The organism is Variovorax sp. OAS795, assembly GCF_040546685.1.
GTDB lineage: Bacteria > Pseudomonadota > Gammaproteobacteria > Burkholderiales > Burkholderiaceae_C > Variovorax.
The window spans coordinates 5,022,911-5,045,191 of record NZ_JBEPOH010000001.1 but is presented as its reverse complement, the minus strand read 5'-3'; the positions used below and the strand labels follow the sequence as shown (position 1 = coordinate 5,045,191).

Below are 22,281 nucleotides of genomic sequence, written 5' to 3'. Positions count from 1 at the left end.
CTGGGGACAGGCCTAGTCTTTTGTTGCCCTTCGCTGCACGCAGCCGACGTAGGCGTCGCCGTCCGGCGGCCGGCCGGCGCGCTGGCTCTCCCACATCATCTGGCCCAGGCATTCCATCGCGTCGTGGTGCGCATCGAGCAGCGAGCCGCGCCGGGCGGCCAGCAGCTCCACGGCCTGGCGGATGCCGCGCGGCTGGTCGATCGAGCATTGCTCGCTGATCGACAGGTGCATCGAGAGGTGCAGGAACGGGTTCTCCCGGCCATTGGCGCCGTCATACACGCGTGCCACCGCCGCCTCGGCATCGGCCAGGTCGCCGTGGTATTCGGGATGCGCATCGATCCATCCCGCGGCAATCGTCTCGAGTGCCTCCATCGGCAGGCCTTGGCGGTGCTTCGCATACACGTCGCAGAAGAAGCGGCGGACGTCTTCCTGGGAGGGGTTGAACATATCTATATGAAGAGGAAGAAAGAAGAAGAAAAGCCCGCTGCGGGGACCGCGGAATGCGCGCAATGTTCCGGTAGCGGAACGTTACATCGTTACGTAACGAACGGTTGAAACACCCTTGGGTGGGCCGTTTTCAGCAGCCGCCGCCGGAGATGTTTTTCGAAAAATAGTCAATTAAATCAACAGGTTGCGTCAGGGGAGGGCACATGGGCGCGGCGCGGTAACGATTCGGCACGGTAGTTGCCCCTGTACATGCATCTTTTGTCACAGAGGCTGTCATGAACGCACCACAAGCACCGACCCCATCGACCGAAGGACTTGCCGCCAGTGGCGTCGCTCCTGTGGTCATCGCTCAAGCCACCAGCACACCGCTGGGCGCACCCACCGCATTCGGCTCGCCGGCACCCGCGGCCGCCGCGGCATCCAACGGCCTGGGCACATTGTCCAATGCTACGCCGGGTGTCGCGGTGATGCGCGACGGTGTCCGCATTCCGGTGGACGGCAACCAGACATTGATGGCCGGCGACCGCGTGATCGTTCCCGAGGGCGGACAGGCCAACGTCCTGTTTCCCGGCTCCGCTTCCAACAAGGCGCCGCTGGCCGGCGTCTTCACCGGCGGCACCGATGCCACCATTGGCTCGACCAAGCTGCCTGGCGGCCTGGAGCAAGTCAACGTGGACGTGGCCTCGGGCGACCTGCAAGTGACGCCGCCGGACAGCGATGCCGACGCGGCCGCCCTGGCGGTCACCAAGAAGGTCGCTGCCGGCAGCGGCATCGGCCTGGGCGAATTCGCCCTCGGCGCACTCGGCGCCGTGGCGCTTGGCGCCGCACTGGGCGGTGGTGGTGGCGGCGACGGTGGAGCGACGCCGTTCTTCCTGGGCAGCGGCGATGACGGGGATGCGGATGCCGACGCTGATGCCGATGCCGATGCCGATGCGGATGCGGATGCGGATGCCGATGCTGACGCCGATGCCGATGCCGATGCCGATGCCGATGCCGATGCAGATGCAGATGCCGATGCCGATGCCGATGCCGATGCCGATGCAGATGCAGATGCAGATGCCGATGCCGATGCAGATGCTGATGCCGATGCCGATGCCGATGCGGATGCGGATGCTGATGCTGATGCCGATGCCGATGCCGATGCCGATGCCGATGCCGATGCAGACGCCGATGCGGATGCCGATGCCGACGCAGACGCAGACGCAGACGCAGACGCCGATGCCGATGCCGATGCAGACGCAGATGCAGATGCAGACGCCGACGCCGACGCCGACGCCGATGGCGATCATTTGCTCGATCCGGGTGACACCGCCGTCGGCGGCGTGCTCGGTCCTGTCGGCGGCACCTTGGGCCTCGGCGAATCGCTCACCCCGGTGGGCGGTGTGGTCGACAACCTGACGGACGTGGTCGACGACGTGCTGGCGCCGGTGCTCGGCTCCGAATTCACGCGTGACGACCCGAACCAGTTCGATCCGGCGGACGACTTCGTCGAGACCGTGGCCGAGAGCGTGGGTGGCGTGGCCAGCCCGATCGTCGATGGCCTGCTCGGCGAAGGTGCGACCGGCGCGCTGGTCGACCAGCTGATCAAGCAGGTCGACTACGTGACCGACGCACTCCAGAACGGCCTGGACAACCTGGTGGGCGACGAAGGCATCGTGAGCGGGCTCACCGGCAGCCTCGGACTCGACGGTGCGCTCGATGGCCTCGTGGGTGACGACGGCGTCGTCTCGGACGTGGTCGAAGGCGTGCTCGGCGCCGACAGCCTCCTGGGTGGCGTGGTCGGCGAAACCGGCCTCGTCGGCGGCTTGCTCGCCGAAGGCGGTGCGCTCGGCGGCCTGGTGGGACAAGGCAGCGCCGTCGGCGGCCTGCTCGACACCGTGCTGGGCGACGAAAGCATCGTCGGCGGCCTGCTGGGTGAAGAGGGTGCCATCGGCGGCCTGCTCGGTGGCCCGCTGGGCGAAGAAGGACTGGTCGGCGGCCTGATCGGCAGCGGCGGCGCACTCGGCGGCGTGCTGGGTGACACGGGCGTGGTCGGCAGCCTGCTCGGCGAAGAAGGCGCCTTGTCCAGCCTGCTGGGCAGCGAGGGACTTTCCGGCGGCGTGCTGGGCCAGGACGGCCTGGTCGACAACCTCCTGGGCGCCGACGGTGCTGCCAGCGGTTTGCTCGCCAATGGACCGCTGGGTGGTGTGCTGGGCGGCGAAGACGGCCTGCTCGGCGGCGTGGTCGGCGGTGCACTGGGCGGCGACGGCGCGCTGGGTGGCGTGCTCGGCGACGAAGGCGTGGTGGGCGGCCTCCTCGGCGAAGGCGGCTTGCTTGGCAACGATGGCGCGCTCGGCGGCGTCATCGGCGGCGACGGCCTGGCGGGTGGCCTCTTGGGCAATGAAGGCGTGGTCGGCGGGCTCCTGGGCGACGAAGGTCTGCTCGGTGGCGTGCTCGGCCAAGAGGGTTTGCTGGGCGGAGTGCTGGGCGACAACGGCCTGGTCGGTGGCCTGCTTGGTGGCGACGGTCCGGTGGGCGGCTTGCTCGGCGGCGTGCTCGACGGCATCGGCGGTGGCGGTGGCGGCACGGGCGATGCGCTTCTCGATCCGGCCGACAGCGTCGTCGCCGGCATCGCGGGCAGCCTCGACAGCGGCCTGCTCGCGGGACTCGGGCTGGGCGACGTGCTGACGCCGGTCGCGGGCGTCACGGACGGCCTGACCGATGCGGTCGACGGCCTGCTCGCCCCGGTGCTGGGCAGCACCTTCACGCCGAACGACCCGAACGTGCTCGATCCGGCCGATGGCCTGGTCGACAACGTCACGGACACCGCCACGAACCTGGTCAGCCCGATTGCCGACCAACTGCTCGGCGCCGGAACGACCTCGGGCCTGCTGAATGCGGTCGACACCCAGGTGGACTACGTCACGGATGGCGTCGCCAACCTGCTGGAAGGCGGCGCGCTGGGCGGTGACCTGCTGGGCGGTGTGCTCGGCGGCGACCTCCTTGGCGGTGACCTGCTCGGCGGTGTGACCGGCGGCGATCTCCTGGGTGGCGATCTGCTCGGCGGTGTGATCGGTGGCGACTTGCTGGGCGGCGTCCTCGGCGGCGACCTGTTGGGTGGCGATCTTCTTGGCGGCGACTTGCTCGGCGGCGTGCTCGGTGAAGACGGCATCGTCGGCGGCCTGGTCGGCGGCGACCTGCTGGGCGGTGACCTGCTCGGCGGTGTGACCGGCGGCGATCTGCTGGGTGGCGACTTGCTCGGCGGTGACCTGCTGGGTGGTGACCTTCTTGGCGGCGACTTGCTCGGTGAAGGCGGCATCGCTGGCGGTGTGCTCGGTGGCGACCTCCTGGGTGGCGATCTGCTCGGCGGCGACTTGCTCGGTGGCGTGGTGGGTGAAGGCGGCGTCGCTGGTGGCCTGCTCGGCGGCGACCTGCTCGGCGGCGATGGCGGCCTGGCCGGCAGCCTGCTCGGCAGCGATGGCTTGCTCGGCGGCGCGCTGGGCGGCAGCAGCCCGGTGGCCAACATCCTGGATCCGGTGCTCGACGCGGCAGGCAGTGTGGGCGAGGTGCTGGAACCGGTGGTCTCCGCCGTGTCCGAAGTGGCAGAGCCCGTGACCGACATCCTGGCCGGTGCAACCCCGACCGTCGCGCCGGTCATCGAGACGGTGCACGGCGTGCTGGACACCGTGGCCGAGGCCGCCCCGGCCGTGACCGACGTGGTGACCCCGATCACGAGCCTGGTCGACCAGGCCGCCGGCACCGGCAACGTTCTCACGCCCGTGACGAACATCCTGCACGGCCTGCTGGGTTGAGGAACAAGTAGAGCAGAGGAGAAGAAGAACGACAGCACCAGGGACAGGCCGGTTTCGGCCTGTCCCGCGAAAGGACCTGGTTATGAACAGCAGCTATCGGATATTGACGGTCGTCACGCTTGCGGCAAGCCTTGCCGCGTGCGGCACGGCGGCCACGAGCGGACGCGAAGACGCGACCTACTACTACTCGAACAAGGCCACCCCGGTCGCGAAGGTACAGCCGCCGCCGCCCGCGGCGCCGGTGGTGAACGGCCCGGGCGCGAAGATCGTGTACTTCAATTTCGACAAGTACCACATCCGGACGCAGGACCGCAAGATCGTGGAAGCGCACGCGGACTTCCTGCGGAACCGCCCCGCGAGCAAGGTGATGATCGAAGGCCATACCGACTCGCGCGGCGGCCGTGAATACAACCTCGCGCTCGGACAGCGCCGCGCCGAATCCGTTCAGCGCGCGCTCACGCAGCTCGGCGTGCCGGGCGAGCGCATCGAGGCCGTGAGCTGGGGCATCGAGAAGCCGGCCTCGCCGGAAACCACCGAGGAGGGCTATCAGCTCAATCGCAGAGCCGAATTCAGCTACCGCTGAGATCCGGAGAAACGCGATGCCATCGACGGGGGTTACCGGTCCGCGACGCCGAAGCGAGAGCAGATGACGGCGGCGGTCCGGTGCCCGCAATCGATCGGGGCCGAATGATGTCCTTCTCCGACCAACTCCGAGCTTGCCGCGAGCGCCTGGCGTCGGTGTGCGCGGCGCTGCCGGCGCCCTATCCGGCCTTCACGCTTTTCTTTTCCCTGAGCGACGGGTCGCAGCGGGCGCACGTGGTCCATGCGAGCGCAGCCGAGTTCGACACCGCGTGGCGCGAAGGCGCCGAGGCCGCCGAGCAGTGGGTGCGCGACCACGGCATTGCCGCGCCATGGCTGCGGATCGATTGGGTCGAGGGCGCGAGCCCGATGGACTGGGCGCAGTTCAAGGCCCAGCTCGCCGCGGTCAAGCGCAACTACTTCCGTCTCGGCCTTGCCTTCGACAAGAACTTCGAGATGGCATTCACCGAGCAGGAGCTCAACGCCAACGCCATGCTGTGCGGCGACTCGTCCATCGCGCATGCGGTGGTCAATGCACGCAATTTCGAGAGCTACGGGCAGGCACGCTTCGCGCGTGCGCCCGCGCTCGACTTGCCGGCGGACCAGCCGGTCTATCTTCTCGCGACCGCGGGGGTCTTCTGCCAGTCCGACTGCGTCGTGCACAAGCTCGTGGGCACGGGGCTCGATGCCGGGCGGCGCCAGGCGCCGGCGCTCACGCCGCCATCGGCGCTGGAGCTCGTGCGCAGCGGTTCCGCCTACCTGGCGCGCCAGGTGGAGGGCGAGGGATTGTTCGCGCAGGGCTACTTCCCGTGCTTCGACCGCCGCGTTCCCATCTGCGATGCCATGCGCCACGCGGGCGCGCTCCACACCATGGTCGAGGCGTGGGAGCTCACGCGGGACGAAACGCTGCGTGCGGCCATCGAGCGCGCGCTCGGCCATCTCGCGCGTTCGCTCCTTCGCCACTACAGGCTCGCCGACGGCACCGAGGTCGCCTTTCTCGTCGACACCGGGGAAGAGATCAAGCTCGGCGGCAATGCCGCTTGCGTGCTGGCGTTGACGAAGTATTGCGAAGCCACCGACGCGCGCGAATGGCTGCCGTTGCTCGAAAAGCTGGCGCTCGGTATCGCGTCGCTCCAGGACGGCGCCACCGGCCGCTTCAACCATGTGCTCCATGCCGCGGACCTGCAGGTGAAGCAGGCCTTGCGCGTCATCTCCTACGACGGCCAGGCCGCCTATGGCCTCATGCGCCTGTATGACCTGACGCGCGATGCGCGATGGCTGGCCGTGGTCGAGAAGGCGTTCGACCATTTCATTGCAAGCCAGCACTGGCAGGCGCACGATCACTGGCTGAGCTGCTGCGTGAACGAGCTCACGCGCTGGAGCCCGCAGGAAAAGTACTTTCGCTTCGGCCTGCAGAACGTGGCCGGCTACCTGGACTTCGTGCTCGACCGCAAGACCACCTTGCCCACCCTGCTGGCGCTCATGCTGGCCGCGCAGCAGATGCTGCAGCGGCTGGAGGGCATGCCCGCGATGCGGCACCTGCTCGACGAGCTCGACACCGAGAAGTTCTACCGCGCGCTGGAGTACCGCGCCCACTACCTGCAGAACGGCTTCTTCTGGCCCGAGATGGCGATGTACTTCCGGCGGCCTTCCACCATTGCGGGCGCCTTCTTCGTCCGGCACCACGCCTTCCGCGTGCGCATCGACGACGTGGCGCAGTATGTGTCCAGCTTCGTGGCCTATCACCGCTACCTGCTGGAGCGCCCGGCGCTGCCGGTTGCGGGCAGCGGCAGGGACGATGGCGCGCCATGGACCGCGGCGGTGATGGCACGCGTGACCGGCGGTGAATGGGTGGTGAGGCCCCACGAGGGCTGGCGTGCCAGCGGCGTCGCGCAGCGCTCTTTCCTTCGCAAGGGCAGGGTGGTCTTCGAGCACCAGGCGCGGCCCTCGCGGACGCCGCTGGCGGCCGTGGCGCTCAAGGGTGTGTTGCAGCCGGCTGCCGCCGTGCTGTGTGCCGACGCTGCACCGCACCTGGACAAGCGCGTGCCCGTGCTCCAGGTTGCGGACGTGCAGCAGGCGGTGCTGGCGCTCGGCGCGCATGCGCGCATGGAGTTCGGCGGGCGCGTCTGCGGCGTGCTGGGCAGTGGCGCGGGCAGCAGCACCGTGGCCGCGATGCTGGCCGAAGCGCTGTCGGTGTGGGGCGAAGTCGGCCGGCCCGAAGGCAACGTCAGCCTGCCTTCAGGGTTGGCCTGGAACCTGACCTGCATGCCCCGGCACGCGGCCTACTGGGTGCTGGAAATGGGCTCGCCGGCGCTCCAGTCATCGACGCGCTTGGCGCGGCCGATGGTGGTGGTGGTGACCGGGCTTTCGGCCGCCTCTCAAAAGCACCGTGGCCCGTCCGAAGCCGCCGCGCGCCTGGACAGCCGCGTCTTCGAAGGCATGGCGCCCGGCGACAGCGCCGTGCTGAACCGCGACCTCCCGGAGTTCGCGACCTTCGCCGAGGCGGCCATGGCCTGCCAGCTCCAGATCGTGACCTACGGGGAGCACCGGGACGCCGACGTGCGGCTGCTCGCGTTCGACCACGGCGAGGTCCAGGCCTCGGTGTTCGGCGAGCCGTTCCAGCTTCGCGTCAATGCGCCGGGGCGCCACATGGGCGCCAGCGCGCTGGCTGCGCTGGCCACTTTGCAGGCCATGCGCCTGAAGCTGTCTGCGGCGGTGGAGCCCTTCGCCCGCTTCGAACCGCCGGGCGGGCGTGGCGCGCTGCACACCATCCACATCGGCGGCGGCAGCTTCAGGCTGATCGACGAGACCTACGACGCCAACCCGAGCTCGATGCGGGCCGCGCTCGAACTGTTGTCGCAGGCCCCTTGCGAGCCGGCCCGGCGCGTGGCGATTCTGGGCGACATGCAGGAGCTGGGCCCCGCCGCCCAGCGCCACCACCTCGACCTCGAAGCGGAACTGCTCGCATCGCAGGCCGATCGCGTGCTCCTGTGCGGTCCGCTCATGCGCGCGCTGCACGCGCGCATCCGCACCAAGGTCCGCTCGCACTGGTTCGTCGATGTATCCGACCTCTCGACCGCGCTCGGCGGCCTGCTGCAACCGGGCGACTGGGTGCTGGCCAAGAGTTCCGCCGGTGTCGGCCTGTCCCGGCTGGCCCGCGTCCTGAAAGCATTGCCATGAAATCGAACGTACGTCCCTTGCCGTTCCTCGCCGCCAAGGCCGCGCCGCCGGCCCGCTGGTGGCTCGGCTGGTTCCAGCTGCTTTGCGCATGGCTGGTCTGCATGCTGGTGTGCGCCAACCTGGCCATGGCCATGGCCAAGGGCTGGCCGCAGGAGGAGCGCAGGCCGCTGGCGAAAACCCCTGGCGATTGCGCGTCGGCCGGCGCGAGCCCGCGGCCCGGCATGCGCGCCGGAGAAGCAGTCGCCGCCAAGCCGCGGCGCATGGCCCGATGCGCCGGCGCCTAAGCGTGACATTTTGCCTTGTAACAGTTGGGTAACAGTTGATAATGACGCAGGCGTCATTGCCGAACGGATCGGCCTTTACCCATGATCAAGTTTCTCTTGCCCAGCCAGCTGGTGGCCGAATTGCCCGAGGAGCCAGGGGCAAGTCCCTACGCGGGCGCGCTGCACACGGCATTCCGCGCCGCGTATCCGCTGGTCAAGAGCGCGGCATGGCGCTCGCTCCCCATCAGCCTGTTCGGCCTGCTGCCTTCGATCTTCCTGCTGCAGGTGTATGACCGCGTGCTGTCGCGCAGCGGCGTCTCGACGCTGGCCGCCCTGGTGAGCGGCATCCTGTTCTTCCTGTGCATCGAGTTCTGGCTGCGCACGCGGCGCTCGCGCCTGCTGCGCAATGCGGGCGCGATCATCGACCACGGCGTTTCGGGCGCGCTGCTGAATTCGATGCTGAACCGCCCGCTGCGCGCGCTCGAAGCGCGGCCGGCTTCCATCTGGCACCAGTTCTTCCGCGACGTGGCATCGGTGCGCGGCACCGTCACGGGCGGCCTGGCGCAATCGATCTTCGACTTGCCGATGGCGCTCTTCGCGCTGGTGGTGATCGGCATCGTGGCATTGCCCGTGCTGCCGGTGGTGGCGCTGTTCCTCGCGATCATGGCGTTCCTGGCCTGGTGGTGGGCCGATGAAGTGCGCAGCGGCCGGGTCGAGGAAGTGCAGCGCGGCCGCGGGCTCGACCGCATGACCTCGGAGATCTGCAACGCGCGCGAAACGCTCAAGACGCAGGCCAACGACGGTCCGACCATCGAGATGTGGCGCCAGACCTACAACGCCTGGCTGGGCGAGAGCTTCAGCAAGAACGGCCAGATCGAAACCGCGCGAGACGGCACCACGGTGCTGCTGACGGTGTTCTCGGTCATCGTGGTGACGGTGGGCGCGGTCTCGGTCATGGAGCAGTGGATGACGGTCGGCGGCCTGGTGGCGTCGAACATGCTCGCGCTCAAGGCCTTGCAGCCGGTGGCCGGGCTGGTGTCGAGCTGGCGCTCGCTGGCCGCGGCGAAGGAAGCGGCCAAGCGGCTCGAGAAGGTGCTCTCCGAGCCGGTGGAGAAGCCGCCCACCGGCATGACGCTGCCGCAGCCGCTCGGCCGCGTCACGCTGAAGGATGTGAGCTTCAGTTTCTCGGAAGCTGCGCAGAAGCAGGTGCTCGAGAACGTCGACCTGGACATCGGGCCCGGTGGCCTTCACGTGATCGTCGGGCGCAACGGGGCCGGCAAGTCGACGCTGGTCAAGCTGCTGTCGGGGCTGTACACACCCACGCACGGCGTCATCAGCATCGGCGAATACGACCTGTCGCAGTTCGGCCGCGAAGAGCTTTCGCGCTGGATCAGCTATCTCTCGCAGGAGGTGTACTGGTTCGGCGGTCCGCTGATCGACACCATGCGCCGCACCGCCCCGGGGCAGACCGACGAGCAGGTGGTGGCCGCCTGCCGGCTCTCGGGCGCGCACGACTTCATCTCGAAGCTTCCGGACGGCTACCGCACGGTGGTCGGCGAAGGCGGCACCGGCTTCTCGGTGGGCGAGCGGCGCAAGCTCGCGCTGGCCATGAGCTTCCTGCGCAAGCCCTCGGTGCTGGTGCTCGACGAGCCGAGCAACGACCTCGACTTCCAGAGCGAACGCACGCTGCTCGCCACGCTGCTCGCGGTGGCGAAGGTGCGCACCGTGGTGGTGGTCACGCACTCGCTGCGCATCGTCTCGGCGGCCACCGTGGTCTATCACGTCACGGGGCAGGGCAACGTCGAACAGGGCACGGCCGCCGTGATGGTGCCGAAGCTTTTCGGCGTCAAGAAGCCGCTCGTGGCGGTGGGCGATGCCACCTCGGGCGACGACGGCGCCGAGGCGCTGCCGCAGGGCGCAGCCGCCAACCGTTCCATGGCCTGAGCCAAACGATCCAGAGCAATGGGGACCCGCGATTTGAAATCAGACCTGCCGCAGATACTCCAGGACGAAGACCAGCAGCGCGCCGCGCGTGCATCGCCGCAAGGCCGGCGCCGCCAGTGGGCGATCGGCGGGGCTGTGGCTGTGCTGGCCGTGGTCGGCCTGGGTTTTCCGATGGAGACCGTGGTGGTGGCGCCGGGCCGGGTGATTCCGTCGGACCGCGTGAAGTCGATCCAGCATCTGGAAGGCGGCATTGTCAGCAACGTGCTGGTGAAGGAGGGCGACCGCGTGAAGCAGGGCCAGTCGCTGGTCGAGATCGACCTGGGCGGCAGCGGCCTCAACCTGGAGGAGCTCTCCGCGCGCCATGCCGCCACGGTGGCCACGCGCGTCCGGCTCATGGCCGAGAGCCGGGGCCAGCCGCTCAGGCGCGAAAGTTTTGCCGCCGAGATCGACGCCAGCGTGCTCGATGGCGAAGTCGGCGCGTACCAGGCCCGGGCGCTCGAACAGCGCGGCGTGATGGCCGGCGCGGTGTCGGGGCTGGAGCAGGCGCGCAGCAAGCAGCTGGAGCAGCAGGCCAAGGTGAAGGGCCTCAACGACCGGCTGGCACTGATGCAGAAGGAACTCGAGATTTCGGAGCAGCTGCTGAACGAGAAGCTGGTCGGCCAGGTCGAGGTGCTCGAGAAGCGCAGGCAGGTGGAAGGCGTGCGCAGCGAGCTCGCCGTGGCGCGGCAGGGCGCAATTTCCGCCAGTGCCGCCATCACCGAGGCGGACGCCAAGATGGCCGAGGCCGAGGGCCGCTTCCGGCGCCGCGCGTCGGACGAGCTCGCGACCGTGGAGCGCCAGTTCGCGAGCCTGAGCGAAGACCTCGCGCGCGCGCGCACCCAGCGCTCGCGCACCATCGTGAAGGCGCCAGCCGACGGCATCGTCAAGGGGCTGCGCAGCGGGAGCCCGGGGTGGGTCATCAAGCCGGGCGAGGCCATCATGGAAGTGGTGCCCGACAAGGACGAGGTCATGATCGAGGCGCGCCTGAATCCCAACGACCGCGGCTTCGTGGAGGTCGGCCAGGCGGCGCGTGTCAAGGTCACGGCCTACGACTACCTGCGCTACGGCGCGGTCGAAGGCAAGGTCACGCTGGTGGCCGCCGACGCCGACCGCGATCCGGCCATCGCCAATGCGGCGCCGTACTACCGCATCCTCATCAGCACCGGGCAGGCGTACGTGGGGCAGCCGGAGAACCGCATCACCGCCGGCATGGAATCCGAGGTCGACCTGAAGGTGGGGACCGATCCGTTCATCTGGTACATCCTTCGTCCCGTGCTCAAGCTGCGGCGCGAAGCGTTTCGCGAACCATGAGCGCGCGCATGCCGCCCGGCGGACACCGGAGGGGCCGCAGCGTGCTTTGCGCGGCACTGTGCGCAAGCTTCGCGCTGCCCCCGGGAGCCGCTGCCCAGGAGCCGCAGGAAGTGCCGGCGCCGCTGGTGGCGGCACGGCGACTTTCCGCGCCGTCGATCGGCGCCGCGAGCTATGCGCAGCGCGTCAAGCAGGCGCTCGTCGCCCTGTCGCAGGAGTACCCCGAGGTGCAGACCGCGCAGGCTGCCGCCAACACCAGCAGCTTCGGCGTGGATGCCGCGAAGAAGGCGCGCTACCCGCGCTTCAAGATGGGCACCGCATCGGGCACCTACAACGGCGGCGGTGCCAATTCGAAGTCAGAGAACTACACCGTGCTGACGGCCGAAGCGCGCCTGAGCCTGATCGACGGCGGCGCGATGGATGCCGCGGTGCGTGCCGCGGAGGCGGGCAACTCGGCCGACGACGAGGCCGTGGTGACCACCTCGCAGAAGGTGGTGCTCGATGCGCTGACCGCCTACCTGCAGGTGCAGCGCTTCGACCTGAAGAAACAGATCGCGCGCAAGGCCACCGAGGTGGTGGCCGAGCTTTCGCGGGCCGAAGCGCGCCGCGTGGCGCTTGGCGCGGCCGGCGAGAACGACCTGAACATGGCGGCCTCGCGCCGCGCGAGCGTGGCCGCCCGCGAGTCCGACTTCCAGGCCCAGCGCGACGAGGCGCTGGCCAAGTTCAACACCTACTTCAAGTTCACGCCCAACACCGATTCGCTGCCCGTGCTCGCGGCACCCGCGTACTGGCGCATCGCGTCGCAGCAGGAAGCCTTGCGCCGCGCCGAGGAACGCAGCACCGAGATCGCCGAGGCGAAGGGCCGCGTCGCGCGTGCCCAGGCGCTGGTCGACCAGCAGGAGGCGAGCATCTGGCCGACGGTCGAGGCCGTGGTCGTCAAGAGCAAGGACCCGCGCGGCGTGTCGCCGCAGGAGCCGACGCGCGCGGCCTTCGAGCTCAACTGGAACTTCGGCAACGGCTTCGACCGCCAGCTGCGGCTGAAGTCCGCACTGGCCGAAGTCGCCAACCAGGAAGCCAAGCTCGAGGGCGTGAAGCTCAACCTGCTGGAGCTCACGTCGGCGTCATGGGCGCGCACGGTGTCCGGCCGCGAACGCGAGCGGCAGCTGATGGAAGCCGTCAGTACCTCGGGCCAGGCGTTCCGCGGGCGGCGCCGCCTGATGGAGTTCGGCCGCGAGACCCTGCCCAAGGTGCTCGATGCGCAGCTGGACTACTACAACCTGCTGTTCGACTATGTCGATGCCGTGTTCGACCTGCGCATCAGCGAGCTGCGCCTTGCGCGCACCACGGGAGAGCTGCGGATCGACGCCGACGCGAGCAGTGCGTGGATCGACCGCATCTTCGGCCCGCCGAGCCGCCCCGCGTTGAGCGAGGACGGCCTGCTCACCGCGCTGTGCATCTCGAGCAACGCAAGCTGCGCCAGCGAGCCCGTGGCCGACCGCGGCGCCGCGGCGGCCACATCGAACCCGCCGCTGCGCCGGGCCGACCGCTTGCCCAACCGCTAGCTGCGCGGGGGCGCCTCAGGCGTCCTCGGGAATGCCGGGCTCGCCGTCCAGGATCTGGTACTTGCGCATCTTCTCCCACAGCACCTTGCGGCTGATGCCCAGGTGTTGCGCGGTGTCCTGGCGCTTCCAGTCGTTGATCTCCAGCGCCGCGATGATGCGGTTGCGCTCGCTGCTGTTCCAACCCTTGCGATCGCCGTTGCCGTCGAGCGCGAGGCCGCCGGCGCCGCCGTTGTGGCCATTTCTCTCGGCCGATCCGGCCACGGGCGTCGGCGTGCCGCGCGTGAGTGCGATGGCGCGCTGGATCAGGTTCTGGTCCCACGCGTGCAGCTGCCGCGCAATCACGCCCACGCGCTCGGCCAGGTTGCGCAGCTGCCGCACGTTGCCCGGAAAGTAGGTTTCCGCCACCGCGTCGCTGAGCCAGTGCGGCGTTTCGCCCAGGGCCTCGAGCTCGTCGCCCAGCACGTTGGACAGCAGCGCCTTGAAGATCGCGATCTTGTCGATCTCACCGCGCTCCTCCAGGCTGGGCACATGCAGCTCGATCACCGCGAGCCGGTAGAACAGGTCGGCGCGGAACTCGCCGCTGGCCACCATCTCGCGCAGGTTGCGGTTGGTGGCCGCCACCAGCCGGAAGTCGACACGAACCGGTGCCGTGGCGCCCAGCCGCGTGACCGCGTTGTCTTCGAGCACGCGCAGCAGCTTGACCTGCTGGTACTTCGGCAGGTCGCCGATCTCGTCGAGAAACAGCGTGCCGCCCGTTGCCTGCTCGAAGTAGCCGCGGTGCGCATGCACGGCGCCGGTGAACGAGCCCTTGGTGTGGCCGAAGAAGAGCGACTCGAACAGCCCGTCGGGAATCGCGCCGCAGTTCACCGCCACGAAGGCGCCCTTGCTGTAGTGCTGGTGGCCGAGGTGCAGCTGCTGCGCGATGCGCTCCTTGCCCACGCCGGTTTCGCCGCGCACCAGCACGCTGTGGTTGCAGTCGGCAAAGGCCGTCACTTCGGCCAGCAGCGACTGCATGGCTTCCGAGTGCGCCACCAGCACATCGGGTGCCTGCGGTGCCACGTCGCGCGCGCGCAGCTGCCGCACCAGCTTGGCCACCATCGTGCGCAGCTCCGCGCAGGTGAAGTCATAGGGCAGCACGTGCAGGTACTCGGGCGGGTACGTGCGCGAGTCGCGGTCCCGCGAAGCCGCGGCCACCCAGATCACCGGCATGCCCTGCAGCAACTCGGTGGCATGCGCCAGGCCGCCGCTGTCGATGACCGTGACGCTGATGATCGCGACCGAAGGCCGAAGGGCCGTGCCGCGGTCCTGCGGCGGAGGCGGCATGCCGTCGGCGCGCACCACCTCCACGTCGAAACTCGCCATGCACCGCGCAATGCGGTCGAGGATGTCGGCCTTGCCTTCCCAGACAAAGAGGTCGAGTTCGTCGAAGTTGGGGGCGCTCATGGGAACAATGGCTCGAGGGAGGTCGGTGCGTTTTTGCGGTGGCTCACGTCAGTACACCAATTCCGCGCCCGCTTTGCACGTCATGCGGGCGCCGACTTCGGCGTTGGCAAGTTCGATACCGAGGTTTTTCAAGAGCAGCTCCACCAGCGAATTGACGACAGACGAGACGAGAGAAGTGACCAGCGGCTTGAGCAGGTTGAAGACGGTGGTGGCCGCCGCATCGGTGGTTGCCACGATGGCACCGAGCAATCCTGCCGAGGCGCCGGGCGCATACAAGTTGAGCTGCAGGCCGTTGACGAGGCCGGTCACGAGGCCGGCCACGTCGTTCGTGGCGGACGTCTCGAGGTAGGTCTGTGCCGGCGCGCCGATATCGTCGATTTCCTTCAGCAGCCCGGGTGCGCTGGAGTGGAAGAGCAACGAGTCCGTGCCGCCGTCTTGCGGGCTGGAGTTGACCGAGAGGCCGACGCCGCCGCCGCCGAAAGCCGTGCGCTGCGCGGTCGCCTTCTGGTTTGTCCATGTTCCGTTCGGTTGCAGATACTCTTGCGTGCTCAGGGTGCAAACCCCGAAAAGCACCACGGTGCAGGTCTTTCTGGTTTGCACCGTACCGATGTCGACCAGCGCAATGGGCTCCACGGCCGGAGCCAGCGCTGTGGACGAGAAAGCCTTGGCCTTTGCGTCGGCCGGCGAAGTGCCCATTTTTCCGATGCGCAGCGTGGCGATATTGGACTTGGAGTTGGCCCACAGCTTGCTGTCCGAGCTGTTGGTGCAGTCATAGTCCGTGACATACGCCGAGGCAGGCGCAATGTCGATGCTGATGTCGATCTGCAAGGGCAAGGGAAGTGCTTTCACGTCCGAGATCTCGGCCTTGGCGGGGGTGTGGCAGTTCAGCGCGATGACCGGGCAACTGCCTGGCGGTGTCAGGTCGATGACCGAACTCAGGATCGAGACCAGCGCGGAGCTCAGCGAAAGCAGCGCATTGGACAGGCCGCTGATCAACGTGGTCAGCACCTGGCCGGCTGCGCCGAGATTGGCGGAAACAAGCGCCCGAACCTGGGCCGTCCGGACATAGATCTTGTTCGGGCCCAGCGGATCGAGCTTGGCCAATTCAGGATTCCCGACGGCGGAAAACTGCGGCGGCTCGATCACCTTGATGCTCGCGGTGACCCCGGCCAGGGCGACATCGACCGCCACGCCGTTCTTGCCATTGGCCGCTTGCACCACGCCTTGCAGCAGCTGGAAAACCTGGATGCTGGTGTCCAGTCCGGCGGCATCCGTGCCGGACTGCATGCCCAGCAGCGTCCCGAGCTTCAGCAGCGGCTGGGCCGCGGCTGCATTGGCTGCGATCTTGATCAGCCCGAGCGCGTCGATGGCCGTCTGGGCCGTGCCTCCATCGCGTTGAAGCGCATTGATCATGGCCTGCACCAAGGTGCCCACAGAGGCGTCGGCGGCCAGGACCTCGTCGTACTTTCCGGCGCCGATCCCGAGTTCGAGCGCCAGTTCGTCCATGAAGGTCAGCAACTTGAGGTCGGTCGAGACCAGGCCGTTCCAGCCGACCGCGTCGAGGGTGAGGCTGCCCCCCAGGAGCCCGCCGAACACCGCATTGAGCGATGGCGATCGCGTGCTGTCCACGCTCACGAGCGTGCTGCGGATGCTCAAGGCGGCCAGCGGGTGCTTGCGCGCTGCGAGCGCGACGACCGCGATGGGCCTTGGCTCGTTGCCCGGAAGGCCTGCAAGCAGCAGCGCGGGGGTCCGGTTGATGCTGACGCGCACTGCATTGAGCTTCTGGCCACTTTCCGGCGCGCCGAAGTGCGGTGCGGTGGGCCTGGACACGGGATCCCAGTGGCCGCACGCGACACTGTCCGCAGCGACGGCGGCCAGCGTGGGAGGGAGGTTCTTTGCGGCGTTCGCCGTCGCTGCCGTCGTGGCGCCCGTGCAGCTTTCCCCGTCCAGTGCCTGTGCGCCCGCGAGCGCGGCAAGGTCGGCGGTCTTCTGGAGTTCGCGCTTGAGGAAGAAGAGGTAGCCCAGCTCGGTGCCGACGAGAACGATGACCAGCAGGCTCAGCGCGATGATCGCGTTGATGACCACCGACCCGACTTGCCGCCGTCCTGGAGTTCTTCGATTCAAGGAATGCATCGTTCGCGCTAGAAAGACGACCGGGTCGCCGTGGCCTTGCCGAGCAGGCGGTCGGGCATCCAGCTTGCGGTGAGAGGAAGCGGAGGCAGGAGCGGATTGGCGCGGTACGGGTAGCTCACTTTCACCGCGATCTCCGTGGATGAAAGATTCACTTCGGGCGGAAGGCCCGCCATCTTCGAGCGAATCCAGGTCTCCTTGGCCGACAGAGCACTGCCTTCGGAAACAGGGGTGATCAGCGAGAGTGCGAGCGACCGGTAGATGGCCGTGCGCGCATTCGCCTGCACGTCCGCCACCGGCGTGTCGCTGCGAAAAGTCTGGGCCGCCCGCGCGCCGTCTTCCGCTGCGCGGGAGATGGCCTGCTGCACGTAGAGAACGCCGCAGAACGTGATGAGGCCGTAGATGCCCAGGAACAGGACGCCGAAGATGAGCGCGAACTCGATGGCGGCGACGCCGCGCTGCCGGCGCGGCCTCGCGGATTCGAAGCGCGGGCGGGCGCGCCTCACAGCGACCTTCCGTCGAGCAGCATGCCGGCCTTGCCCGTCACCCGGTCCGGCAGCGCGAAGCTGGGGAATGCGGGAAACAGCGCCCCGATGCCGGTGACGGCCACGGTCACGACCACCTGGCAGCGGTTGCTCCATTCGGGCCCGCAAGCGGGGGCAGCCTGCGCGCAGTCGTCCTGCGCGGCCAGGCAGATCTTCGCATCGACAGCCAGCTTCGCTTTCAGGGCGCCGGGCAACCAGTCGCTGCGCAATACCGCAACGCTCGATGCTTCGCTTTTCCTCGCGTTCAGACTGGTCTGGTAGCGCAGCCCGGCGCGAGCCCCGTCTTCCGCGGCGTTCTGCAGGCTCAAGCGCATCGTCAACAGGAAGCCATAGCAGATCATGGCGTAGATCAGCCCAAAGCTGATCAGGAACACGAACGCAAACTCGATCGCATACACGCCGCGCTGTGCGCGCCGGTGTCTTGCGAGGCAGCTTGCTTGCATGGGCATTCTCTTGCGCGGCGGAATTCTTGGTGGCTCAGCGCGCGCCGGCTGCGCTGTTGGACTTCGTCACCGTCGAGCCCAGGCGCTCGGGAATCGGGTGATCGAAACTCTTGATGTAGCGCTCGTAGCTCCGGCTGGCCACGCTTCCAGCGATGGGCCGGGGCGTGGGAGACGCGATCTCTCCGCTGCGCTGCCAGGCGAACAGGCTTTGCGTGGCATCGCCCACCCGCAGCGTCGGTGGGTCGAACGCTTCGGGCTCTGCGACCTCGGCCTCTTGCGTCGGCGGTTCGGCCGTTGCGGCCTTCGCATCCGTTTGCGCGACGGCCACGGATGCCATGAGGAAAAGCGCGGCGGCCAAGGCAACGCGCAAAGGCAGCGTTGCGTTTCGTTCGGCAGGTCGATGGTTCATGGCGTGCCTCGTGAGGTCGAATTCGGTGAGAGCGGGGCATCGGCGCTCGATGCGGATGGATTCATCTGGATCGCGGTCCTCATGCCGCCCGCGCCGGTCCAGCGGGACGGCTTGAGCGCCAGGGGCGCAGCGATGGATTCATTGCGGGGTGCTGCCGCAGCCGTGCCGTAGGGGGCCGTGGAACCGCCCGACGCGCGCATCTGCTGCGCCGCTTCACGCACTGCCTGGCGTGTGGCCTCGGACATGCGGTTCGCATTCATCAGCGCGGTCGCCTGGTCCCGCTGATTCGTCACTTCCAGGTAGAGCGCGAGGTTGGCTTGCGCCTGCGTGCTGTCAGGGCGCAACTGGAGCGCCTGCATCAGCGGAAGCCGGGCTTCCTCGATCTGGCCGGCGCGCAATTGCGCATAGCCGAGATCGCTCAGGAGCAGCGCGTCCGTCGGTGTACGGCGCTGTGCCTGGGCGAGCAGTTGCACTGCTTCGGCGTAGTTGCCGCGCGTGCCTGCCAGGAGGCCGAGGCCGCGGTAGCCTGCGCTCTCCAATGGCGTGCCCATGAGGCGTTTGTAGGCCGCCTCGGCGGGCGCAGCCTGTCCGGTCTGGCGCAGCGCTTCGGCACGCACGCGCGTGGATTCTGGCGAGACGCCCCAGCGTTGCTCGAGCGCGTCGATGTGGGCGAGCGATGCAAACCAGAGGTCTTCCTTCTGCATCTGCTCGACCAGCCTCAGGTAGGTCGGCTGCGTGTCCACGTTGGCTCCCGCCTTCGTGTCCGCGGCGGCTTCGGCGGCCATGCGCTGCTGCGCGTCGGCGCTGGCGGCGTATTGGTCCTTGGGGCCCGCGCATCCCGCAGCAAGAAGGACTGCGGCGGCTGCCGCAGCAAACGCCTGCATGCGAAGGGCTGGGCGCAACGCTGCGCGAGGAGCGGATGGTTTCATTTGGCGGCAGCTCCCAGTGAGCGGAAGATCGCAAGAAAGGCCGGACCGGCCGTGACGATGACCAGCGCCGGAAGCAGCGTGGTCACCATGACGGCGGTCATCTTCACGGTGATCTTTCCGATGCGTTCCTTCATTTCGGAACGCCGATGCTCGCGCAGGCGGTCGCTGAAGACGCGCAGCGGCTCCTGCACGGCGCCCCCGTGCTTGTCGACCTGCACCAGCAGGGACACGAGGCCGCGGAGATTTTCGTTCTTGTGCAGGGTGGCGAGGCGCTGCAGCGAATGCTCTCGGCTGCGGCCGCGGCTGTACAGGTTGTTGGCCAGCACCAACTCGTAGCCGAGCACCCGCAGCACATGCGAGAAGTCGCTGGCCATGATCTGCAGGGCCTGGTCCAGGCTCAGGCCGACGCCTTGCAGGAGCCGCAGCAAGTCGATGAACAGCGGAAGCTCCTGGTTCGCCCGTTCGCGGCGCGCGGCGGCAAAGCGGCCGAGCACCCATTTCGGCGCCATGAAGCCGATGACCCATGCTGCGGCCAGCACGATGGTGACGGTGCGTTGCCGATGGCCCGCGCTCCACAGCACGTAGGCCAGGAACGGAAGCAGGAACGCAAGGGAGATACGGGTCACCAGAAAGACGAGCTGGGCCCTTTTCGAGGACAGTCCGCACTGGTCGATGAGATTGCGGTCTTCGTCGGCCACGAAGGCCCGGCCGATGCGCGAGTCGAGCCAGTGGAACGGCAATTCGATCTCGGGCTTCGCCGGGGCCCCCAGCTCTTCGATCGAGGCGGTGTTGCCTGTGGATACCTGCGGCGCCGCCGCTCCCTGCTGGATCGCACGGCCGATGACGTTGCCGCTGCGCGTGCGCCGCAGCTCGGCAGCGATCAGCGCACCGGCGCCGGCCATCAGGCCCAGGGCCAACAACGCGATGCTGGCAACCGCCAGGTGATCGGGGGTCACGCTCATGTCAGCTTCGCCAATCGGTAGAGGAGGGCCGCACCGAACAGCTGGAAGCCTCCGGCGGAGAGCACCATGATGCGGCCCGTGCCGTCGTTCCACATGCCGAGGAAATAGCCCGGATTGGTCAGGATGAAGAAGACGCCCACGCTCACGGGCAGCAAGCCGAGGATCCAGGCAGACAGCCGGGTTTCCGAAGACATGGCGAGCAGTTCATGCTCCGCCTGCTCGCGGTCGCGCATGAAATTGCCGACGCGCTCCAGCAGCAGATCGGAGCGTCCGCCGTAGCGCACCCCCAGGCCCAGGATGGAGGCCAGCAGGAACATCTCCTCGATGCGGACATTGCTGGCCGTCTGGTGCAGCGCACGGTCCAGGTCCATGCCCGCGCGCACCAGCGACGCCGAGCGTTCCAGCTGCGCTCGCAGTGGTGCCTCGGTGGTGGCAATCGCCAGCTGGAAGGCCGCCTGCGTGGAGTTGCCGATGGTGATCAGCCGCACCATCGCATCGATGTAGGCGGGCAGCTGGCTGATCATCTTGCGGCGAAACTTCTGCAGGCGCAGCCAGATCGCGAACACCGCGAGCAGCACCAGCAGGCCGAACGCACCCATCCCCGCGATCCAGCCCCCGAAGAGACCCGCGAGCGCGGCCAGCACGACGATGCCGCCGAGGCCCAGCGCCACCATGCGTGCATCGACCACGCCCACCAGCCAGCCAGGCAAGGCCTTCTCGAAGAGGCTGGCGGGTGCGGCCGGCGCGGCGCTCGATCCGGTGTCGAGCCACGGGTCCGTCGTCACGCCCGTCATGAGGGGGTCGCCACCGAGGTCCCTGAGGGGAATCGGCAGCGGCGCCGCAGCGGCGGTGCTGGCAAGAATCTGCTGGTCCAGGTGCCGGCCGGTCGCCTGCCTGGCCTGGCGGCTCCTGGCCCATTGCCACAGCAGCAGCCCCGCGGCTGCGAGCAGCAGCGCGATGCAGGCCACCGTCAGCAGGGCATCACGCACGGTTGTCTCCTTGCTGCGCGCGCGTGAGCGACTGGCGAAAGCGCGTGATCTTCGGCGAATGCGGTGCGATGCCGAGCGAGACCCAGCGGTCGCGTTCCTCGCCATCCGGCGACACCACGGGTTCGTAGCGGTAGAGCTCCTGCATCGCGACCACGTTGTCGTTGACGCCGGTGACTTCGCTCAGCGAGAGGATGCGGCGCTGGCCACCCGAGAGGCGCCCGATCTGCACGATGAAGTCGATGGCATTGGCGATCTGCCGGCGCAGGCTCACCTCGCTGCCCTGGTAGCCCGCGAAGCCCGCGAGCATCTCGAGCCGGTAGAGGCATTCGCGCGGCGAGCTGGCGTGGATGGTGCCCATCGAACCTTCGTGGCCGGTGTTCATGGCCTGCATCATCTCGATGACTTCGGCGCCGCGCACCTCCCCCACGATGATGCGGTCCGGCCGCATGCGCAGGCTGTTGCGCAGCAGGTCGCGGATCGACACCACGCCCGTGCCGTCGAATCCGCCGGGCCGGCTTTCCAGCCGCACGACGTGGCTGGTGCCGAGCGACAGTTCCGCCGTGTCCTCGATGGTGATGACACGCTCGCGTGCGGGAATGAAGGTGGCGAGCGCATTCAGGAGCGATGTCTTGCCCGAGCTGGTTCCGCCGCTCACGAGGATGTTGCAGCGCGCGCGCACTGCAATCTCCAGCAGTTGCGCCATGCCCGCATCGAAGGTGCCGAGCTTCACCAGGTCGGCCGGCGTGAGCGGTTCCTTGCGGAACTTGCGGATCGAGACCGAGAGCCCATCGATTGCCAGCGGCTCGATGATCACGTTGATGCGGCCGCCGTCCGGCAGGCGCGCATCGACCATCGGATTGGATTCGTCGAGCCGGCGGCCGAGCGGTGCGAGGATGCGCCGCACGATGCGCATCACGTGTTCGGCATCGGCAAAGCGCACCGTCTCGCGTTCCAGCATTCCGTGGCGGGACACGTAGACGTTCTGGTAGCCGTTGATCAGGATGTCCTCGACCGCCGGATCGTTGAGCAGGTCTTCCAGCGGTCCGAAGCCGGCGAGCTCCTTGGTCAGCGCGTCGGCGATGAGCTGCATCTCGCGGTCGTTGATCGGAACGCGGCGCAGGCGCACGAAGCTGTCGACTTCCAGTTCGACGAACTGCTGGATGGACGCGCGCGACCAGCGGCCGAACTCCGCACCGAGTTCCTCGATGCGGCTCAGCAGATGGTCGTGCGTCCAGCTCTTGATGTCCTGGAACTGCTGGGAATTGATGAACGCCTGGTCGTCGTCGGCGAATTCGAGATCGTTGGACATAAAGGCGGT

Annotated in this window: 17 protein-coding genes; 7 read left to right on the top strand and 10 right to left on the bottom strand. The window is 68.2% G+C overall.

Going from position 1 to position 22,281, the window contains the following annotated elements; genetic code table 11:
• Nucleotides 1-12 precede the first annotated feature (12 nt).
• Nucleotides 13-447, bottom strand: coding sequence for a DUF1841 family protein (locus ABID97_RS24370; protein WP_354401366.1), 435 nt, complete (start codon nucleotides 445-447; stop codon nucleotides 13-15).
• Between the two features lie 275 nt (nucleotides 448-722).
• On the opposite strand from ABID97_RS24370, the gene ABID97_RS24365 reads away from it, so the two are divergent.
• From ABID97_RS24365 to ABID97_RS24335, 7 genes are all read left to right on the top strand, one after another.
• Nucleotides 723-4,238: a hypothetical protein gene (locus ABID97_RS24365; RefSeq protein WP_354401365.1), complete on the top strand. Its 3,516-nt coding sequence runs from the start codon at nucleotides 723-725 to the stop codon at nucleotides 4,236-4,238.
• Between the two features lie 82 nt (nucleotides 4,239-4,320).
• Nucleotides 4,321-4,821 (top strand): peptidoglycan-associated lipoprotein Pal, encoded by a 501-nt coding sequence (gene pal, locus ABID97_RS24360; protein ID WP_354401364.1) that lies wholly within the window; start codon nucleotides 4,321-4,323, stop codon nucleotides 4,819-4,821.
• A gap of 104 nt (nucleotides 4,822-4,925) precedes the next feature.
• Nucleotides 4,926-7,997, top strand: a complete 3,072-nt coding sequence (locus tag ABID97_RS24355; protein WP_354401363.1) for a glutamate ligase domain-containing protein — start codon at nucleotides 4,926-4,928, stop codon at nucleotides 7,995-7,997.
• Nucleotides 7,994-8,281, top strand: coding sequence for a hypothetical protein (locus tag ABID97_RS24350; protein WP_354401362.1), 288 nt, complete (start codon nucleotides 7,994-7,996; stop codon nucleotides 8,279-8,281). Before ABID97_RS24355 ends, ABID97_RS24350 begins: the two co-directional genes overlap by 4 nt.
• 81 nt (nucleotides 8,282-8,362) lie before the next feature.
• On the top strand, nucleotides 8,363-10,204 hold the full coding sequence (locus tag ABID97_RS24345; protein ID WP_354401361.1) for a peptidase domain-containing ABC transporter: 1,842 nt from the start codon (nucleotides 8,363-8,365) through the stop codon (nucleotides 10,202-10,204).
• Between the two features lie 33 nt (nucleotides 10,205-10,237).
• Nucleotides 10,238-11,554: an HlyD family type I secretion periplasmic adaptor subunit gene (locus tag ABID97_RS24340; protein WP_354401360.1), complete on the top strand. Its 1,317-nt coding sequence runs from the start codon at nucleotides 10,238-10,240 to the stop codon at nucleotides 11,552-11,554.
• Entirely contained in the window at nucleotides 11,551-13,113 is a 1,563-nt protein-coding gene (locus tag ABID97_RS24335; RefSeq protein WP_354401358.1) for a TolC family protein, read from the top strand. The genes ABID97_RS24340 and ABID97_RS24335 overlap by 4 nt, the downstream gene beginning before the upstream one ends.
• Before the next feature lie 15 nt (nucleotides 13,114-13,128).
• Here the strand turns inward: ABID97_RS24335 and ABID97_RS24330 are convergent, their stop codons facing one another.
• The 9 genes from ABID97_RS24330 to ABID97_RS24290 are packed head-to-tail and all read right to left on the bottom strand — an operon-like array spanning nucleotide 13,129 to nucleotide 22,272.
• Complete coding sequence (locus ABID97_RS24330; RefSeq protein ID WP_354401357.1) at nucleotides 13,129-14,556, bottom strand: sigma 54-interacting transcriptional regulator; 1,428 nt, start codon at nucleotides 14,554-14,556, stop codon at nucleotides 13,129-13,131.
• Between the two features lie 48 nt (nucleotides 14,557-14,604).
• On the bottom strand, nucleotides 14,605-16,680 hold the full coding sequence (locus ABID97_RS24325; RefSeq protein ID WP_354401356.1) for a pilus assembly protein TadG-related protein: 2,076 nt from the start codon (nucleotides 16,678-16,680) through the stop codon (nucleotides 14,605-14,607).
• A 17-nt stretch (nucleotides 16,681-16,697) separates the two neighbouring features.
• Nucleotides 16,698-17,192, bottom strand: coding sequence for a TadE/TadG family type IV pilus assembly protein (locus ABID97_RS24320; RefSeq protein ID WP_354401355.1), 495 nt, complete (start codon nucleotides 17,190-17,192; stop codon nucleotides 16,698-16,700).
• Nucleotides 17,189-17,674: a TadE/TadG family type IV pilus assembly protein gene (locus ABID97_RS24315; RefSeq protein WP_354401354.1), complete on the bottom strand. Its 486-nt coding sequence runs from the start codon at nucleotides 17,672-17,674 to the stop codon at nucleotides 17,189-17,191. The genes ABID97_RS24320 and ABID97_RS24315 overlap by 4 nt, the downstream gene beginning before the upstream one ends.
• A gap of 34 nt (nucleotides 17,675-17,708) precedes the next feature.
• Entirely contained in the window at nucleotides 17,709-18,083 is a 375-nt protein-coding gene (locus ABID97_RS24310; RefSeq protein ID WP_354401353.1) for a DUF3613 domain-containing protein, read from the bottom strand.
• On the bottom strand, nucleotides 18,080-18,967 hold the full coding sequence (locus tag ABID97_RS24305; RefSeq protein ID WP_354401352.1) for a tetratricopeptide repeat protein: 888 nt from the start codon (nucleotides 18,965-18,967) through the stop codon (nucleotides 18,080-18,082). The genes ABID97_RS24310 and ABID97_RS24305 overlap by 4 nt, the downstream gene beginning before the upstream one ends.
• A 41-nt stretch (nucleotides 18,968-19,008) precedes the next feature.
• On the bottom strand, nucleotides 19,009-19,974 hold the full coding sequence (locus ABID97_RS24300) for a type II secretion system F family protein (RefSeq protein ID WP_354401351.1): 966 nt from the start codon (nucleotides 19,972-19,974) through the stop codon (nucleotides 19,009-19,011).
• Complete coding sequence (locus ABID97_RS24295) at nucleotides 19,971-20,963, bottom strand: type II secretion system F family protein (protein ID WP_354401350.1); 993 nt, start codon at nucleotides 20,961-20,963, stop codon at nucleotides 19,971-19,973. Before ABID97_RS24295 ends, ABID97_RS24300 begins: the two co-directional genes overlap by 4 nt.
• Nucleotides 20,956-22,272 carry a TadA family conjugal transfer-associated ATPase gene (locus ABID97_RS24290; RefSeq protein WP_354401349.1) on the bottom strand — a complete coding sequence of 439 codons (1,317 nt, stop codon included), beginning with the start codon at nucleotides 22,270-22,272 and terminating at the stop codon, nucleotides 20,956-20,958. The genes ABID97_RS24295 and ABID97_RS24290 overlap by 8 nt, the downstream gene beginning before the upstream one ends.
• Nucleotides 22,273-22,281: the final 9 nt, after the last annotated feature.

What these genes read in the sequence shown, in the direction of transcription:
- ABID97_RS24370 (WP_354401366.1), bottom strand. Translation starts at nt 447, where the DNA reads ATGTTCAACCCCTCCCAGGAAGACGTCCGCCGCTTCTTCTGCGACGTG.
- ABID97_RS24365 (WP_354401365.1), top strand. Translation starts at nt 723, where the DNA reads ATGAACGCACCACAAGCACCGACCCCATCGACCGAAGGACTTGCCGCC.
- pal (WP_354401364.1), top strand. Translation starts at nt 4,321, where the DNA reads ATGAACAGCAGCTATCGGATATTGACGGTCGTCACGCTTGCGGCAAGC.
- ABID97_RS24355 (WP_354401363.1), top strand. Translation starts at nt 4,926, where the DNA reads ATGATGTCCTTCTCCGACCAACTCCGAGCTTGCCGCGAGCGCCTGGCG.
- ABID97_RS24350 (WP_354401362.1), top strand. Translation starts at nt 7,994, where the DNA reads ATGAAATCGAACGTACGTCCCTTGCCGTTCCTCGCCGCCAAGGCCGCG.
- ABID97_RS24345 (WP_354401361.1), top strand. Translation starts at nt 8,363, where the DNA reads ATGATCAAGTTTCTCTTGCCCAGCCAGCTGGTGGCCGAATTGCCCGAG.
- ABID97_RS24335 (WP_354401358.1), top strand. Translation starts at nt 11,551, where the DNA reads ATGAGCGCGCGCATGCCGCCCGGCGGACACCGGAGGGGCCGCAGCGTG.
- ABID97_RS24330 (WP_354401357.1), bottom strand. Translation starts at nt 14,556, where the DNA reads ATGAGCGCCCCCAACTTCGACGAACTCGACCTCTTTGTCTGGGAAGGC.
- ABID97_RS24315 (WP_354401354.1), bottom strand. Translation starts at nt 17,674, where the DNA reads ATGCAAGCAAGCTGCCTCGCAAGACACCGGCGCGCACAGCGCGGCGTG.
- ABID97_RS24310 (WP_354401353.1), bottom strand. Translation starts at nt 18,083, where the DNA reads ATGAACCATCGACCTGCCGAACGAAACGCAACGCTGCCTTTGCGCGTT.
- ABID97_RS24305 (WP_354401352.1), bottom strand. Translation starts at nt 18,967, where the DNA reads ATGCAGGCGTTTGCTGCGGCAGCCGCCGCAGTCCTTCTTGCTGCGGGA.
- ABID97_RS24300 (WP_354401351.1), bottom strand. Translation starts at nt 19,974, where the DNA reads ATGAGCGTGACCCCCGATCACCTGGCGGTTGCCAGCATCGCGTTGTTG.
- ABID97_RS24290 (WP_354401349.1), bottom strand. Translation starts at nt 22,272, where the DNA reads ATGTCCAACGATCTCGAATTCGCCGACGACGACCAGGCGTTCATCAAT.